The organism is Cupriavidus nantongensis (assembly GCF_001598055.1).
Classification (GTDB): domain Bacteria; phylum Pseudomonadota; class Gammaproteobacteria; order Burkholderiales; family Burkholderiaceae; genus Cupriavidus; species Cupriavidus nantongensis.
Genome location: NZ_CP014844.1, coordinates 1,486,759 through 1,501,518 on the forward strand (window position 1 = coordinate 1,486,759; position 14,760 = coordinate 1,501,518).

Genomic DNA, 14,760 nt, shown 5'->3' on the forward strand with positions numbered 1-14,760 from the left:
ACGCAACGGCGCCGGCGCGGTCTATCCGGCGGTGCCGGGCGCTACTGCCGCGTCGGGCGCGGCGATAATACGGGTCGCAAGCCGCCCCCGGCACAGACCAAGAACAGGACGCATGACGAAAACCAGACATGACATCGAGCCAGGCCGGCGCCGCGCGCTGGGCCTGCTGCTGGCGGCCACCACGGCGGCGCTCACGGCCGCTTGCGGTACCACGGGCGGGCCAGTGCCGGACGGCTACTACCGCGTCGAGCGCGGCGACACGCTGTATTCGATCGCGCGCAAGCACCGCCGCAGCGTGCGCGAGCTGACCCGCTGGAACAGCGACATCACCAGCCCGAGCCAGATCGAGGTGGGGCAGCTGATCCGGGTGCGGCCGCCCGGCGCCGCGGCCGGCAGCGCAACCGCGTCGACCGGCACCGGCCAGGCCGTGACCGATACGCCGCGCGTCGACAGCGGGGCGGCATCCCGCCCGCCGGCCAGCAGCATCCGCCTGCAATGGCCGGCCGACGGCCGCGTCACGGCCGGGTTCTCCCCGCCCGCCAGCAAGGGCCTGAGCATCGCCGTGCCGGCCAACGGCACGGTGCGCGCCGCCGCCGCCGGCCGCGCCATCCACGTCGGCAACCTGCGCGGCTACGGCATGCTGGTGATCGTCAAGCACAACGACGACTGGCTCACGGTGTACGGCAACCTGGACCAGCCGCTGGTCAGCGAAGGCGCGCAGGTGTCGGCGGGGCAGGACGTGGGCCGCATGGGCGCGAGCCCGAGCGAGCTGCACTTCGAGGTGCGCGGCAACGGCAAGCCGGTGAATCCGGCCAGCTACCTGCCGTCGAGGGGTTGAGCCGGGGCCGGCTACTGCGCGTGCTCGATCACCAGCTGCACGCGCGTGACGCCGTTGAAGGTGTTGTTGTCGAGCCGGTAGGCCACCTGCGCGCTGGCGCCGAGCGAGTCGGCGTGGTTGAACCAGATCGCGTCGAAGCGCTGGCTGCCGCGCCCCAGCTGCAGCTTCAGGTGCTTGCCCTTGAGCACGCTCTGGCGCAGCACGTCGAACTCGCCGCAGAAGGTCGGCGCCGGAAAGCCCTGGCCCCACACCTGCTGCTCCAGCAGGGTGACGAACTCCGGGCTGAAGCACTGGTCCTCGATATCGCCGTCGGTCTCGATCACGCGCGCCAGCTGGTCGTCGGTCAGCCATTCGCGCCCGACCGCCTCGAACGCGTCCTGGAATTCGGCAAAGCGCTCGGCGCGCACGGTCAGCCCCGCCGCCATGGCGTGGCCGCCGAACTTGAGCAGCATGCCGGGATGGCGCTTGGACACCAGGTCGAGCGCATCGCGCAGGTGGAAGCCCGGGATCGAGCGGCCCGAGCCCTTGACGGTGGTGTCGTCGCCCGGCGCGAAGGTGATGGTCGGGCGGTGGAACTTGTCCTTCAGCCGCGACGCCACGATGCCGATCACGCCCTGGTGCCAGGTATCGTTGAACACGCTGACGGTAAAGCGCGCCGACGGATCCGGCCCCGCCAGTCCGGCCATGGGCTGCTCCAGGAGCTGCAGCGCCTCCTGCTGCATGCCGGCCTCGATGTCGCGCCGCTCGCGGTTCATGCTGTCCAGCTCCTGGGCGATTTCCCAGGCGCGGTTGGCATCGTCGGTCAGCAGGCACTCGATGCCCAGCGACATGTCTGCCAGCCGGCCCGCCGCATTCAGGCGCGGGCCGAGGCCGAAGCCCAGGTCAAAGGTATTGGCGCGCGCCGCCTCGCGCCCGGCGGCGCGGAACAGCGCGGCGACGCCGGGCTGCATCCGGCCGGCGCGCATGCGGCGCAGGCCCTGCGCCACCAGGATGCGGTTGTTGGTGTCCAGCTTGACCACATCGGCCACCGTGCCCAGCGCCACCAGGTCCAGCAGCGTCTGCAGCGGCGGCTGGGTCTGCTGGGTGTAGACGCCGCGGCGGCGCAGCTCGGCGCGCAGCGCCAGCAGCACGTAGAACATCACCCCCACGCCCGCCAGGTTCTTGCTGGGGAATTCGCAGCCCGGCTGGTTCGGGTTGACGATCACCGCGGCCTGCGGCAACTCCGAACCCGGCAGGTGGTGGTCGGTCACCACCACGTCGATGCCGAGCGCATTGGCCGCGGCGACGCCGTCGACGCTGGCGATGCCGTTGTCGACCGTGACGATCACGTCCGGATTCTGCTGCGCCGCCAGCGCGACGATTTCCGGCGTCAGGCCATAGCCGTACTCGAAGCGGTTGGGCACGATGTACTCGACCCGCGCGCCCAGCATGCGCAGCCCGCGCACGCCCACCGCGCAGGCGGTGGCGCCGTCGCAGTCATAGTCGGCGACGATCAGCAGGCGCTTGCCGGCGGCGATGGCGTCGGCCAGGTAGGCTGCGGCGTGGTCGATCCCCTTCATGGCCGCGGGCGGCACCAGTTCGGGCAAATCGGTGGCCAGCTCGGCGGCACGGGCCACGCCGCGCGCGGCCAGGATGCGCGCCAGCGTCGGGTGCAGGCCGGTGGCGGCCAGCGCGCTGGCGTGTTCGGGGGAATACTGGCGGATGGCGATCCGGGTCATGGGCGGGGCGGCAGTGGGCGTCGGGCGATTGGTTCAGGCGATCGGTTCAGGCGATCGGTTCAGGCGGCGAGGGCGAGGTCGGACAGCAGCGCGCGCCAGTCGCCGCGCTGGCCCATGCCGCGCCAGAACTTGCGCAGGTCGGCGCGCCGCACGGTGAACTCGGCAAAATGGTTCTCGCCCCCCAGCACCAGCGTGATGGCGCCGATCCGGCCCGCCGCCAGCGCTTCCAGCGCCGGACCGAACCAGTCGGCATCAAGTGCATGCATGCGGTCCAGCCACAGCCCCCAGTCCTCGGCGACATGCGCCTCGGTGGCGCTGTCGAGCATGGCCAGCACCGACCCTTCGAGCCCCGCTGCCCCGGCCAGCCCGGCCGGCGCCGGCAGCACGCGGCTGCCGGCGGCCAGTGCCAGGCCGCTCAGGAAGGGGTCGTTGCTGAGCACCGTGTCGGCCAGCCGCGGCACCGGCTGCAGCGCGCCGCCGCCGTACAGCCAGACCGAGTTGACCGGCACCTCGCCGGCGGCCTCGCGCGCCTGGTTGACGCGGTGGTCGAACCACGTCATCTGGATTTCGTTCTGCAGCCGGCGCCAGTCGCGCGCGCGCTCGCCGGCCTGCATCCAGATGTCGATATTGCGGCCCGCCGCGCGCAGCGGCGTGGTCGCCTCGAGCGGGCCGAACACGGCCTCGGGCAGGTACCAGCGCTGCGGGCAGGGCGTTTCCAGCGCGATGCCGGATTCCTGCAGCAGCGCGTCGATGGCCTCGCGCAGCGCGGTGGCTTCCTGCGGGCGCAGGCCGAGCTGGCCCGGCGGCATCAGCACCAGGTGATCGCGCGCGGCATGGATGTGCACCGGCTGCAGGCAGGCCCAGGATTGGCCGTCGGCGGTGGCCGGGGTGCCCGCCGGCGTGCCGGTGGCCGCGCCGGCGCTGTCGGCCAGCCGCATATAGGGCGCCAGCGGCACCCGCACCGTGTCCAGTCCGGCCTTGCCGGCCAGCCAGCGTTCCTGCGGCAGGCTGCGCAGGAAGGGGTCGTCGTGCCGCTCGCGCGGGCCGGGCGCGGCCCGGGTCAGCAACTTTCCGAGCGCCGGCAGCTCCAATTGCCGCAGCAGCGCGCCAGGGACGACATCGTCGCGGCCGTCGTCGCCGGCGCCGGGCGGGACGGAAAAGGGCACAATCAGGGTCAGGTGCGTCATCATGGTGGCGAGATTGTAAACTCCCGGCTGCCCTGCGTGCCGCCGGCAGCGCCCCGACGGGCACAGGCGTTTTTCCGAAACAACAGGAATCCTCTTGAAATTTCCCTACGAGTGGCAGATCGGCTGGCGTTACACCCGCGCAAGCAAGCGCGCCAGCCGCAACACCTTCATTTCGTTTATCTCGATGATCTCGATGCTGGGCATCGCGCTCGGCGTGGCCGCGCTGATCGTGGTGCTGTCGGTGATGAACGGGTTCCAGAAGGAAGTGCGCGACCGCATGCTGTCGGTGCTGGCGCATATCGAGGTGATCGGCCCGTCGGCGCTGCCGGACTGGCAGAAGACTGCGGCCGAGGCGCTGCAGAACAAGGAGGTGGTCGGTGCCGCCCCCTACGTGGCGGCGCAGGCCATGCTGACCCGCGACGATGCCGTGCGCGGCGTGCTGCTGCGCGGCGTGGAGCCATCGCAGGAGCCCAAGGTATCGGAGATCGGCAGCCAGTTCCGCGCCGGCAGCATGGCGGCGCTGGTGCCGGGCAGCTTCGGCATCGCGCTGGGCAACGAACTGGCCAATGCCATGGGCGTCCAGGTCGGCGACAAGGTCACGCTGCTGGCGCCGCAGGGCACCATCACGCCGGCGGGCGTGCTGCCGCGGCTCAAGCAGTTCACCGTGGTGGGCGTGTTCTCGTCCGGGCACTTCGAGTTCGACAGCGCGCTGGCGCTGGTCAACCTGCAGGACGCCGAGACCCTGTTCCGCCTGAGCGGCCCCACCGGCGTGCGCCTGAAGCTGCAGGACATGCAGCGCGCGCCGCTGGTGGCGCAGGAACTGGCCGGCACCATGTCGGGCGAGCTTTACCTGCGCGACTGGTCGAAGCAGAACCGCAACTGGTTTGCCGCGGTGCAGACCGAGAAGCGGATGATGTTCATCATCCTGACGCTGATCATCGCGGTGGCCGCGTTCAACCTGGTGTCGACGCTGGTGATGACCGTCACCGACAAGCAGGCCGATATCGCCATCCTGCGCACCATGGGCGCGCAGCCAGGCTCGATCATGAAGATCTTCATCGTGCAGGGCGTGGCCATCGGCTTTATCGGCACGCTGCTGGGGGTGGCCGGCGGCACGCTGATCGCCACCAATATCGATGTGATCGTGCCCTTTATCGAGCGGGTGCTGCACGTGCAGTTCCTGCCGCGCGACATCTATTTCATCAGCCAACTGCCTTCCGATCCCCGCGTGAACGACATCGCCACCATCGGCATCATCTCTTTCGTGCTGGCCACGCTGGCCACGCTCTATCCCAGCTGGCGCGCCGCCCGCGTCAACCCGGCGGAGGCGCTGCGCTATGAGTGAAGCCGTGCTGCAAGCCGATACTTCCACGCCCGCTCCGGGCCTGCCGCGCACCGGTGCACCGGTGCTGGTGGCCGAGGGCCTGACCAAGCGCTTCCGCCAGGGCGAGCTCGACGTCGAGGTGCTGCGCGGCGTCGACGTGCGCGTCAACGCGGGCGAGAAGGTGGCCATCGTCGGTGCCTCGGGCTCGGGCAAGAGCACGCTGCTGCATGTGCTGGGCGGGCTCGACGAGCCCGATTCCGGCCGCGTCGCGCTGCTCGGCAAGCCCTTCACGGCGCTGCGCGAGCGCGAGCGCAACGTGGTGCGCAACCGCTCGCTGGGCTTTGTCTACCAGTTCCACCACCTGCTGCCGGAATTCACCGCGCTCGACAACGTGGCGATGCCGCTGCGCATCCGCGGCCTGACCCAGCCCGCGGCGCGCGAGGTTGCGCAGGCGATGCTGGAGCGCGTCGGGCTGGGCGGGCGCTCGCGCCACCGGCCGGGCGAGCTGTCCGGCGGCGAGCGCCAGCGCGTCGCGATTGCGCGCGCGCTGGTGGGCCAGCCGGCCTGCGTGCTGGCCGACGAGCCCACCGGCAATCTCGACGACCACACCGCCGGCGGCGTCTACGACCTGATGCTGGAGCTGTCGCGCACGCTCGGCACCAGCTTCGTCATCGTCACCCACGACCTCGACCTCGCCGGCCGCTGCGACCGCGTGCTGCGGCTGCGCGACGGCCACCTGCACCAGGAACGCTGACGCGGCCGCGGCCATGTGGATCGACACCCATTGCCACCTCGATGCCGGCGAGTTCGACGCGGACCGCGGGCAGGTTGCCGACGCGGCCGAGGCCGCCGGCGTGCGCGGCATCGTGGTGCCGGCGGTGGCCGCGTGGAATTTCGACACCGTGCGCGCGCTGGCGCAGCGCGATCCGCGCTGCGTCTATGCGCTGGGCATCCACCCGCTGTGCTCGCCCGGCGCGGGCCAGCCCGAGCTCGACGCGCTGCGGCGCCAGGTCGCCGCCAGCATGGGCGACCCGCGCTTCGTCGGCATCGGCGAGATCGGGCTCGACTTCTTCGTCGCCGGGCTGGATGCGGACCATCAGACCTGGCTCTACGTCGAACAGCTGAAGATCGCACGCGAGTTCGACCTGCCGGTGCTGCTGCATGTGCGCAAGTCGCAGGACCAGGTCGGCGCGCAGCTGCGCAAGCTCGGCGTCAAGCGCGGCATCGCCCACGCCTTCAACGGCAGCCACGAGCAGGCGCGGCGCTTCGTCGAGCAGGGCCTGAAGCTGGGCTTCGGCGGCAACGTCACCTTCAGCCGCGCGCGCCAGATCCGTCGGCTGGCGACCGAGCTGCCGCTGGAGGCGCTGGTGCTGGAAACCGATGCGCCGGACATCGCGCCGGCCTGGCTGTCGGACGACCAGTTCGGCGAACAGCACAAGGCCCGCAACACGCCGGCGCAGGTGGCGGGCGTGGCGCGCGTGCTGGCGGAACTGCGCGGCATCGACGCCCTGACGCTGGCGCAGGCGACCTGGCGCAATGCCGTGGCGGCGCTGCCGCGGCTGGCGGCGTTTGCCGACACCATGGCGCCTCCGCTCGCTGGCGGTCACACAACTTCCACGCCTTCTTGACAGGCTGACAAGCTTGCCGCGGCTGCGCGCGGGTACAACTCCGGTCATGCAAGATCAACTGGAGAGGTGCGATGCGTCGCTTCGTGGTGGCATTCGTGGCCGGATGCTGGACCCTGCAGCAGCAGTCGACGCTGCCGCAGCCGCACGGCCTGCGCCTGGGCGCCATGCTGCTGGCCTTGTGCGCCATCGGCATGGCCCTGCGGGGCAGGCGCCTGCCGGTCATGCTGCAGGCCCTGGCGCTGGCCGCGCTGGCCTTTGCCATCGCGTTCTGCTGGGCCGCCTGGCGCGCCGAGCTGCGCCTGCGCGAATGGCTGCCGGTGGTGCTGGAAGCGCGCGACCTCGACGTGCGCGGCGTGGTATCCGGGCTGCCCAGCCAAACCGCCACCGGCACACGCTTCGCGTTCACTGTCGAAGCGTCAGCCGGTTCCGACCCGCCGCTGCCGCGCCGGGTCATCCTCAACTGGCGCGACGCGCCGCCTGAGTTGAGGCCGGGACAGCGCTTCACGCTGACGCTGCGGCTGCGGCGCCCGCGCGGTCTCGCCAATCCCTTCGGCTTCGATTACGCCTACTGGCTGCTGGCACAAGGCTATGGCGCGACCGGCTACGTGCGCCGCGCCCTCGGTCCGCCGCAGGATGCCGCCGGCGAGCGGCTGGCCTGGCGCATCGAGGCCCGGCGTGCCGCCGTGCGCGACCACCTGCGCGCCGCGCTGCCGGCCGGGGCGCGCTATGGCGCGGTGCTGGTCGCGCTGGTGATCGGCGACCAGCGCGGCATCGAGGCGAGCGACTGGCAGTTGTTCCGGCGCACGGGCGTGAGCCACCTGGTCGCCATTTCGGGGCTGCATATCACCATGGTGGCCGGCATGGCGGCAGCGTTCACCGGATTGCTGTGGCGCCATTCGTTCGGCCTTGGCGGCTACCTGCGCCGGCCGCTGCCGCTGTGGCTGCCGGCGCGGCAAGCCGCGCTGGCGATGGCGGTGGCCACCGCGCTGGGCTACGGCATGCTGGCCGGCATGCAGATCCCGGCGCTGCGCACCGTTGCCATGCTCTGCGTCGCGGCGGTTGCGGTGTGGGGGGCGCGGGCGCCGCCGGCGTCGGTGGTGCTGGCGTGGGCGGCGCTGGTGGCGTTGCTGCTGGATCCGTGGGCGGTGATGCTGCCCGGCTTCTGGCTGTCCTTCGGTGCCGTCGCGGTGATCTTCTTCGCTGCCCGGCCGGGACGCGACGCCGCGATCGCAGGGCGCTGGCAACGGCTGCGGGCCGCGCTTGCCGCGGCAGCGCGTACCCAGTGGGCTGTGACCATCGGGCTGGTGCCGCTGACGCTGCTGCTGTTCGGCCAGGTGTCGGTGGTATCGCCGTTCGCCAATGCGCTGGCGATCCCGGTGGTCAGCCTGCTGGTGACGCCGCTGGCGCTGCTGGGCGCCGCGCTGCCGCTGTGGCTGGCCGTGCCGGTGATGGCGGTCGCCCACTTTGCCATGCAGGGACTGGCTGCCGTGCTGCAATGGTTTTCGATGCTGCCCGGGGCGATGTGGGAGGCCGCCAGCGCGGGACCGGTGGCGCTGCTGCTGGCCGCGCTTGGCGTGGCGCTGCAGGTGGCGCCCGTGGCTTCGGCTCGCCTGCGCCGGCATGGCGCACTGCTGATGCTGCCGATGCTGGTGGCGCGCGGCCCGCCGGTGGCCGACGGCCAGTTCCGCGCGGTGATGTTCGACGTCGGGCAGGGCACGGCGGTGCTGGTGCGCACGCGCACGCATGCGCTGCTGTATGACACCGGGCCGGGCTATGCCAGCGGATCCAGCGCGGGCGCGCAGGTAGTGGTGCCGCTATTGCGCGCCGAGGGAGTGACGCGGCTCGATCACCTGATGGTCAGCCATGAAGACATCGACCATGCCGGCGGCGTCGCGGACATTGTGGGAACGGTTGACGTGGTGGCACGCAGCACTGGTGCGCCTGCCGGCCACCCGCTGCTGGGAGCTCACCATCCTGAGGCTGGTCCAGCCGAATGGAGTCCATGCGCAGCGGGACAGCAATGGCAGTGGGACGGCGTGCGCTTTGCCGTGCTGCACCCGCTGCCGGAGCAGTCGCAGCAGGCCGCCATCGCCAGCAACGCGCGCAGTTGCGTGCTGCGCGTGGACGCCGCCGCGCACAGCCTGCTGCTGACCGGCGATATCGGCGTGGCGCAGGAGCGGGCGTTGATCGGGCGCTTGCCGACAGGGGCGTTGCGTGCCGACGTGCTGGTGGTGGCGCATCACGGCAGCGCTACGTCGTCCGGCGCGGACTGGATCGAGGCGGTCGGGCCCGCGGCCGCAGTGTTTCAGCTGGGCTATGGCAACCGCTATCGCCATCCGAACGCCGAAGTCTGGGAGCGCTTTGGCCGCGCGGGCATCCTGCGCTATCGCACCGACGAAACCGGCGCCGTGACCATGGACACGGCGCGCGCGGATTACACGCTGTCGATGTTCCGACAGGCGGAGCTGCGCTACTGGCGGGAACGGCCGCCGGCGCCACGCTAGCGCGCGGGATGCCGCCAGCGGTCAGCCGGCCTTGCGGCGGCCGGGGCGTGCGGCGGGCGGTGTGGGCTTGGCGGGCGTAGACGGCATGGCAGACTCGGCCGCCGCGGCGCGCCCGCGGCTGCGAGCCGGTGCCGGCTCGGCCCCGGCGATGCGCCGCTCGCGCAGATGCGCCTTGGCGCGCTGCAGGCGCGGCGCGACGGTGTCGGCGCGCGCCAGCGCGACGCCGGCGGCTAGCACGTCGCCCAGCACCAGGTGGCTGATGCGCGAGGTCATCGGCGTGTAGACCTCGCTGTCTTCCTCGACGTCCGAGAACACGCAGACATCGGCCAGCCGGGCCAGCGGCGAGCCGCTATGGGTCAGCGCCAGCACGCTGGCGCCGCTGCTGCGCGCCAGCGTGGCGGCGGTCAGCATGTCCCAGGTGCGGCCGCTGTTGGAGACCAGCACGGCCACGTCGCCCGGCGCCAGCAGCGCCGCCGACATGCTGAACACGTGCGGGTCGGCATAGGCGACGGTCGGCATGCCCAGGCGGAAGAACTTGTGCTGCAGGTCTAGCGCGACGATGCCGGAGTTGCCACAGCCATAGAACTCGATGCGGCGCGCGCCGGCGAGCAGCCGGATGCCATGCTCGATCTGGTCGGCCGACAGTGCGTTGCGCACACTCATCAGCGTGGCAATGGTGCGGTCGAACACCTTGCCGGCGATGTCAGCCGGGCGGTCGTCGGCGGCGACATCCTGGTGCACGAAAGGGGTGCCGCCGCCGACGTTCTGCGCGAACTGCAGCTTGAATTCGCGGAAGCCGTCGTAGCCCAGTGCCGCGCAGAAGCGCGCGATGGTGGGTTGCGACACGCCGGCGCGCTCGGCCAGTTCCGGCATCGACAGCCGGATCACGGCGGCGCCGTGGCGGGCGACATAGTCGGCCAGGCGGCGTTCTGAAGGACGAAGGGTGTCGTAGACGGCAAGGATGCGGTCGCGCATGGCGGCAGGCGGCGGTGTCGGTATTGGAAGAATATGTAGAGATTCTACATCGGTTGGCGCCGCATCTTGCCTTAAGGGCTACGTGTCGTGCTCTTCGGGTTTGCCCTGATTCCGGATTTTTCTGCGGGAATTGTCTGCCTTGATGGGTCGACGCCCGGCGCGCGCCCGGTATAATGGCGCCCGATCTGTAGAAAATCTACAGGCGATAGCGTCGCTGCGGCGCCGCTCGCCACGTCCATTCCGCCCACAAGGACCGTCACGCCATGCCTTCCGCCGTCCATGCCGAGCTTCAGGCCGTTACCGATCGCATCGTTGCGCGCAGCCGCGCCAGCCGTGCCGCCTACCTTGCCCGCTGCGAGCGCGCGCAGGCGGAGCTGGCGCCGCTGCGCGGCATGTCCTGCGCCAACCTGGCGCACGGCTTTGCCGCACTGCCCGCCAGCGACAAGCTCATGCTGCGCGTCGACCATGCGCCCAACCTGGGCATCGTTACCGCGTACAACGACATGCTGTCGGCGCACCAGCCCTACGAGCGCTATCCCGCCGTGATCCGCGAGGCCGCGCGCGCGGTCGGCGCGGTGGCGCAGGTGGCCGGCGGCGTGCCGGCGATGTGCGACGGCATTACGCAGGGCAACGCCGGCATGGAGCTGTCGCTGTTCTCGCGCGATGCGATTGCCATGGGCACCGCGGTGGCGCTGTCGCACAACACCTTCGATGCCGCGCTGATGCTGGGGGTGTGCGACAAGATCGTGCCGGGCCTGCTGATGGGCGCGCTGCAGTTCGGCCACCTGCCGATGGTGTTCGTGCCGGCGGGCCCAATGGCCAGCGGGCTGCCCAACAAGGAAAAGGCGCGCGTGCGCCAGCTCTACGCCACCGGCCAGGTCGGGCGCGATGCGCTGCTGGAAGCCGAATGCCAGGCGTATCACGGCGCCGGCACCTGCACGTTCTACGGCACCGCCAACAGCAACCAGTTCCTGATGGAAATCATGGGCCTGCACCTGCCGGGCGCGGCCTTCGTCCATCCCGACAGCGGCCTGCGCGATGCGCTGACGGCCGCTGCGGCGCAGCGCGCGATCGCGCTGCGCGCGCGCGGCGACGATTACCTGCCGCTGGCGCGCATCGTCGACGAACGCGCCATCGCCAACGCCATGGTCGGCCTGCTCGCCACCGGCGGCTCGACCAACCACACCATCCACCTGGTGGCGATGGCGCGCGCCGCCGGCATCGTCATCGACTGGAACGATTTCGACTTGCTGTCGCGCATCACGCCGCTGCTGGCGCGGGTCTATCCCAACGGCTCGGCCGATGTGAACCACTTCCATGCCGCCGGCGGCGCCGGCTTCGTGATCCGCGAGCTGCTGCAGGCCGGCCTGCTGCACGAGGACGTGCAGACCGTGGCCGGCCCGGGCCTGGCCCGTTATGCGCAGGAACCGGTGATGACGGACGGCGTGCTGCACTGGCGCGACGGCGCCGCCCAGAGCGGCGACCCGCAGGTGCTGGCGACCGCCGCCGCGCCGTTCTCCACCGAGGGCGGGCTGCGGCTGATGCAGGGCAACCTGGGTCGCGGCGTGATCAAGGTCTCGGCGGTGGCGCCGGAGCACCGCGTGGTCGAAGCCCCGGTGCGCGTGTTCGATTCGCAGGAGGCGCTGCAGGCGGCGTTCGACGCTGGCGAACTGGGCGGCCAACTCGGCGGCGACCTGGTCGCGGTGGTGCGTTTCCAGGGGCCGAATGCCAACGGCATGCCCGAACTGCACCGGCTGACCCCGGTGCTGGGGGCGCTGCAGGACGCCGGCCACAAGGTGGCGCTGGTGACCGACGGGCGCATGTCCGGCGCCTCGGGCAAGGTGCCGGCGGTGATCCACGTCGGTCCCGAGGCGCTGGCCGGCGGCGCGCTGGCGCGCGTGCGTGACGGCGATCGCATCCGCGTCGACGCCGTCGCCGGCACGCTGCAATGGTTGGGCGACGAGGCCGAATTCGCGGCGCGGGCGCCGGCGCGCGCGCCGGCCGATCCGTTCGCGCAGTTCAGCCTGGGGCGTGGCCTGTTCGGCCTGTTCCGGCGCCATGCGCGGATCGCGGAAGAGGGCGGCAGCGCACTCGACCTGTCCGAACTGGATGCCGCAGTGGCCGGCGCCGACGGCCGTACCGCCGAGTTGCGATCCGTCGCACAATAACCGGACCAGGACAGGCAGGCAACCGACAAGGATGGTCCCACCATCCGATACCAAGACCGACGGAGCAGACATGATCTATATCCTGATGGGCGTTTCCGGCAGCGGCAAGACCACGGTCGGCCAGCTGCTGGCGCAGCGGCTGGGCTGCGGCTTCCATGACGCCGACGACTTCCACAGCGACGCCAACAAGGCCAAGATGCACGCCGGCATCCCGCTGACCGACGAAGACCGCTGGCCGTGGCTGGCCGCGATGCGCGCGGCCATCGACACCGCCCGCGCCGAGGGTCGCACCCATGTGTTCACCTGCTCGGCGCTGCGCCAGGCTTACCGCGACCGGCTGAGCCCGCCCGATGGCGGCGTGACCTTCGTCTTCATGAAGGGGGATGCCGCGCTGATCGGCCAGCGGCTGTCCGCGCGCACCGAGCACTTCTTCAACCCCGAGCTGCTGCAAAGCCAGTTCGATACGCTCGAGGAACCTGGCGACGCGCTGGCGCTCGACATCCGCCAGCCACCCGAGGCGCTGGTCGACACCATCCTGAAGGCCACCGTGCGGCAGGGCGCCAGCGCTGCGCGCTGAACTGACGCGGCCGTGCCTCTGGTAGGCATGGCCTCGGATTCCCGAAGGCAACGCAAACCACGGCCGCCGGCCTCACCGGCGGCCGTTTTCTTGCGTGCGCTGGCAGGCATCTTGCTAGCTTCGCTTCGATGCCGGTGCCGCGCGGGTGCGATGGCACGGGCAGCCCGCCGCACCACCTTGCAGCTTTCGCCGGCACGGGTATGCTGGAAGGGCCAGTGACTCGACGGCATCACCACGGCTTGCGCCAACCGGCGCGGCCGCGCGGCAGGGCAGGACAGCCAGGGCAACCAGGGCGGCCGGTGCGGCATAGCAGCGGCGCCCGCGACATGGAGGAGCGGCCATCATGGCGGCGCGGTACTTCGACGAGATGCTGGACTGGCGCGAGGACAATGCGCCGGCGCTGATCCACGCAGGCCAGGCCTTGCCTGAAGGGGCGGTACGCCCGCACTACCGGCATTTCGCCGAATGGCTGGCGCGCCAGACCGAAAGCACCATGGCCAACAAGCGCGCCGAGGCCGACCTGGTGTTCCGGCGCGTGGGCATCACCTTCGCCGTCTACGGCGACAAGGACGAAGCCAACAGCGGCACCGAGCGTACCATTCCGTTCGACGTGGTCCCGCGCATTTTCCCCGCGAGCGAATGGACGCTGCTGGAAAAGGGCTTGCGCCAGCGCGTGGCCGCGCTGAACCGCTTCATCCACGACATCTACCACGGCCAGGACATCATCCGCGCCGGCGTGATCCCGCCCGACCAGATCTACAACAACGCCCAGTACCGGCCCGAGATGCTGGGCGTCAGCGTGCCGCACGATGTCTATGCGCATGTCGCCGGCATCGACGTGGTGCGTGCCGGCGAGGGCGAGTTCTACGTGCTGGAAGACAACCTGCGCGTGCCGTCGGGCGTGTCGTACATGCTCGAGAACCGCAAGATGATGATGCGCCTGTTCCCGGACCTGTTCGCGCGCAACCGCGTGGCGCCGGTGGCGCACTATCCCGACCTGCTGCTCGACATGCTGCGCGGGGTCTCGCCGCAGGCCATCGCCGATCCCACCGTGGTGGTGCTGACGCCGGGCATGTACAACTCGGCCTACTTCGAGCACGCCTTCCTGGCGCAGCAGATGGGGGTGGAGCTGGTCGAGGGCAGCGACCTCTTCGTCGAGGACAACCACCTGTTCATGCGCACCACGCAGGGGCCGCAGCGCATCGACGTGATCTACCGGCGCGTCGACGACGACTTCCTCGACCCGCTCGCGTTCCGCCCCGATTCCGCGCTGGGCGCCGCCGGGTTGCTGTCGGTCTACCGCGCCGGCAACGTGACCATCTGCAATGCCATCGGCACCGGCGTCGCCGACGACAAGTCGATCTACCCGTATGTGCCCGACATGATCCGCTTCTACCTGGGCGAAGAGGCGATCCTGAGCAACGTGCCGACCTATATGTGCCGGCGCGCCGATGACCTGCAGTACGTGCTGGACCATATGGCCGAACTGGTGGTCAAGGAAACCCACGGCGCCGGCGGCTACGGCATGCTGGTCGGGCCGGCGGCGACGCGCGCCGAGATCGATGCCTTCCGCGAGGTGGTCCGCTCCAGGCCGGAGCAGTACATCGCGCAGCCCACGCTGGCGCTGTCGACCTGCCCGACCTATGTCGAGGCCGGCATCGCCCCGCGCCATATCGACCTGCGCCCGTTCGTGCTGTCGGGCAAGGAGGTGCGGATGGTGCCGGGCGGGCTGACGCGCGTGGCGCTGCGCGAGGGTTCGCTGGTGGTGAATTCCTCGCAGGGTGGCGGCACCAAGGACACCTGGGTGCTGGAACGATGAACGCCGATTCGGGAGAGCCCGC

At 70.9% G+C, this 14,760-nt stretch carries 11 protein-coding genes; 8 read left to right on the top strand and 3 right to left on the bottom strand.

Annotated features, from left to right (window positions below; genetic code table 11):
* The first annotated feature begins 112 nt into the window (after positions 1 to 112).
* Complete coding sequence (locus A2G96_RS06870) at positions 113 to 838, top strand: peptidoglycan DD-metalloendopeptidase family protein (RefSeq protein WP_062797984.1); 726 nt, start codon at positions 113 to 115, stop codon at positions 836 to 838.
* Between the two features lie 11 nt (positions 839 to 849).
* Here A2G96_RS06870 and recJ read toward each other — a convergent pair whose 3' ends face one another.
* The gene (recJ, locus tag A2G96_RS06875) at positions 850 to 2,556 is read right to left on the bottom strand and encodes a single-stranded-DNA-specific exonuclease RecJ (protein WP_062797986.1); all 1,707 of its coding nucleotides are present in this window, start codon (positions 2,554 to 2,556) and stop codon (positions 850 to 852) included.
* Between the two features lie 59 nt (positions 2,557 to 2,615).
* The gene (locus A2G96_RS06880; RefSeq protein ID WP_062797989.1) at positions 2,616 to 3,746 is read right to left on the bottom strand and encodes a hypothetical protein; all 1,131 of its coding nucleotides are present in this window, start codon (positions 3,744 to 3,746) and stop codon (positions 2,616 to 2,618) included.
* A 91-nt stretch (positions 3,747 to 3,837) separates the two neighbouring features.
* Here A2G96_RS06880 and A2G96_RS06885 point away from each other — a divergent pair, with 91 nt between their 5' ends.
* The 4 genes from A2G96_RS06885 (at position 3,838) to A2G96_RS06900 (ending at position 9,199) form a co-directional block, all read left to right on the top strand.
* The gene (locus tag A2G96_RS06885) at positions 3,838 to 5,088 is read left to right on the top strand and encodes a lipoprotein-releasing ABC transporter permease subunit (RefSeq protein WP_062797992.1); all 1,251 of its coding nucleotides are present in this window, start codon (positions 3,838 to 3,840) and stop codon (positions 5,086 to 5,088) included.
* The gene (lolD, locus tag A2G96_RS06890) at positions 5,081 to 5,821 is read left to right on the top strand and encodes a lipoprotein-releasing ABC transporter ATP-binding protein LolD (RefSeq protein ID WP_062797995.1); all 741 of its coding nucleotides are present in this window, start codon (positions 5,081 to 5,083) and stop codon (positions 5,819 to 5,821) included. Before A2G96_RS06885 ends, lolD begins: the two co-directional genes overlap by 8 nt.
* Before the next feature lie 13 nt (positions 5,822 to 5,834).
* Complete coding sequence (locus tag A2G96_RS06895) at positions 5,835 to 6,695, top strand: TatD family hydrolase (RefSeq protein ID WP_062797997.1); 861 nt, start codon at positions 5,835 to 5,837, stop codon at positions 6,693 to 6,695.
* A 71-nt stretch (positions 6,696 to 6,766) separates the two neighbouring features.
* A complete protein-coding gene (locus A2G96_RS06900) occupies positions 6,767 to 9,199 on the top strand; it encodes a DNA internalization-related competence protein ComEC/Rec2 (RefSeq protein WP_062797999.1) in 2,433 nt (810 codons plus the stop codon).
* A 21-nt stretch (positions 9,200 to 9,220) separates the two neighbouring features.
* On the opposite strand, the gene A2G96_RS06905 is transcribed toward A2G96_RS06900, so the two are convergent.
* On the bottom strand, positions 9,221 to 10,174 hold the full coding sequence (locus tag A2G96_RS06905; RefSeq protein WP_062798001.1) for a MurR/RpiR family transcriptional regulator: 954 nt from the start codon (positions 10,172 to 10,174) through the stop codon (positions 9,221 to 9,223).
* Positions 10,175 to 10,437: 263 nt separating this feature from the next.
* Between A2G96_RS06905 and edd the strand changes: the two genes are divergently transcribed.
* From edd to A2G96_RS06920, 3 genes are all read left to right on the top strand, one after another.
* The gene (gene edd / locus A2G96_RS06910; protein WP_062798004.1) at positions 10,438 to 12,342 is read left to right on the top strand and encodes a phosphogluconate dehydratase; all 1,905 of its coding nucleotides are present in this window, start codon (positions 10,438 to 10,440) and stop codon (positions 12,340 to 12,342) included.
* Positions 12,343 to 12,412: 70 nt separating this feature from the next.
* The gene (locus A2G96_RS06915) at positions 12,413 to 12,919 is read left to right on the top strand and encodes a gluconokinase (protein WP_062798006.1); all 507 of its coding nucleotides are present in this window, start codon (positions 12,413 to 12,415) and stop codon (positions 12,917 to 12,919) included.
* A gap of 343 nt (positions 12,920 to 13,262) precedes the next feature.
* Entirely contained in the window at positions 13,263 to 14,738 is a 1,476-nt protein-coding gene (locus A2G96_RS06920; RefSeq protein WP_062798009.1) for a circularly permuted type 2 ATP-grasp protein, read from the top strand.
* Positions 14,739 to 14,760 lie beyond the last annotated feature (22 nt).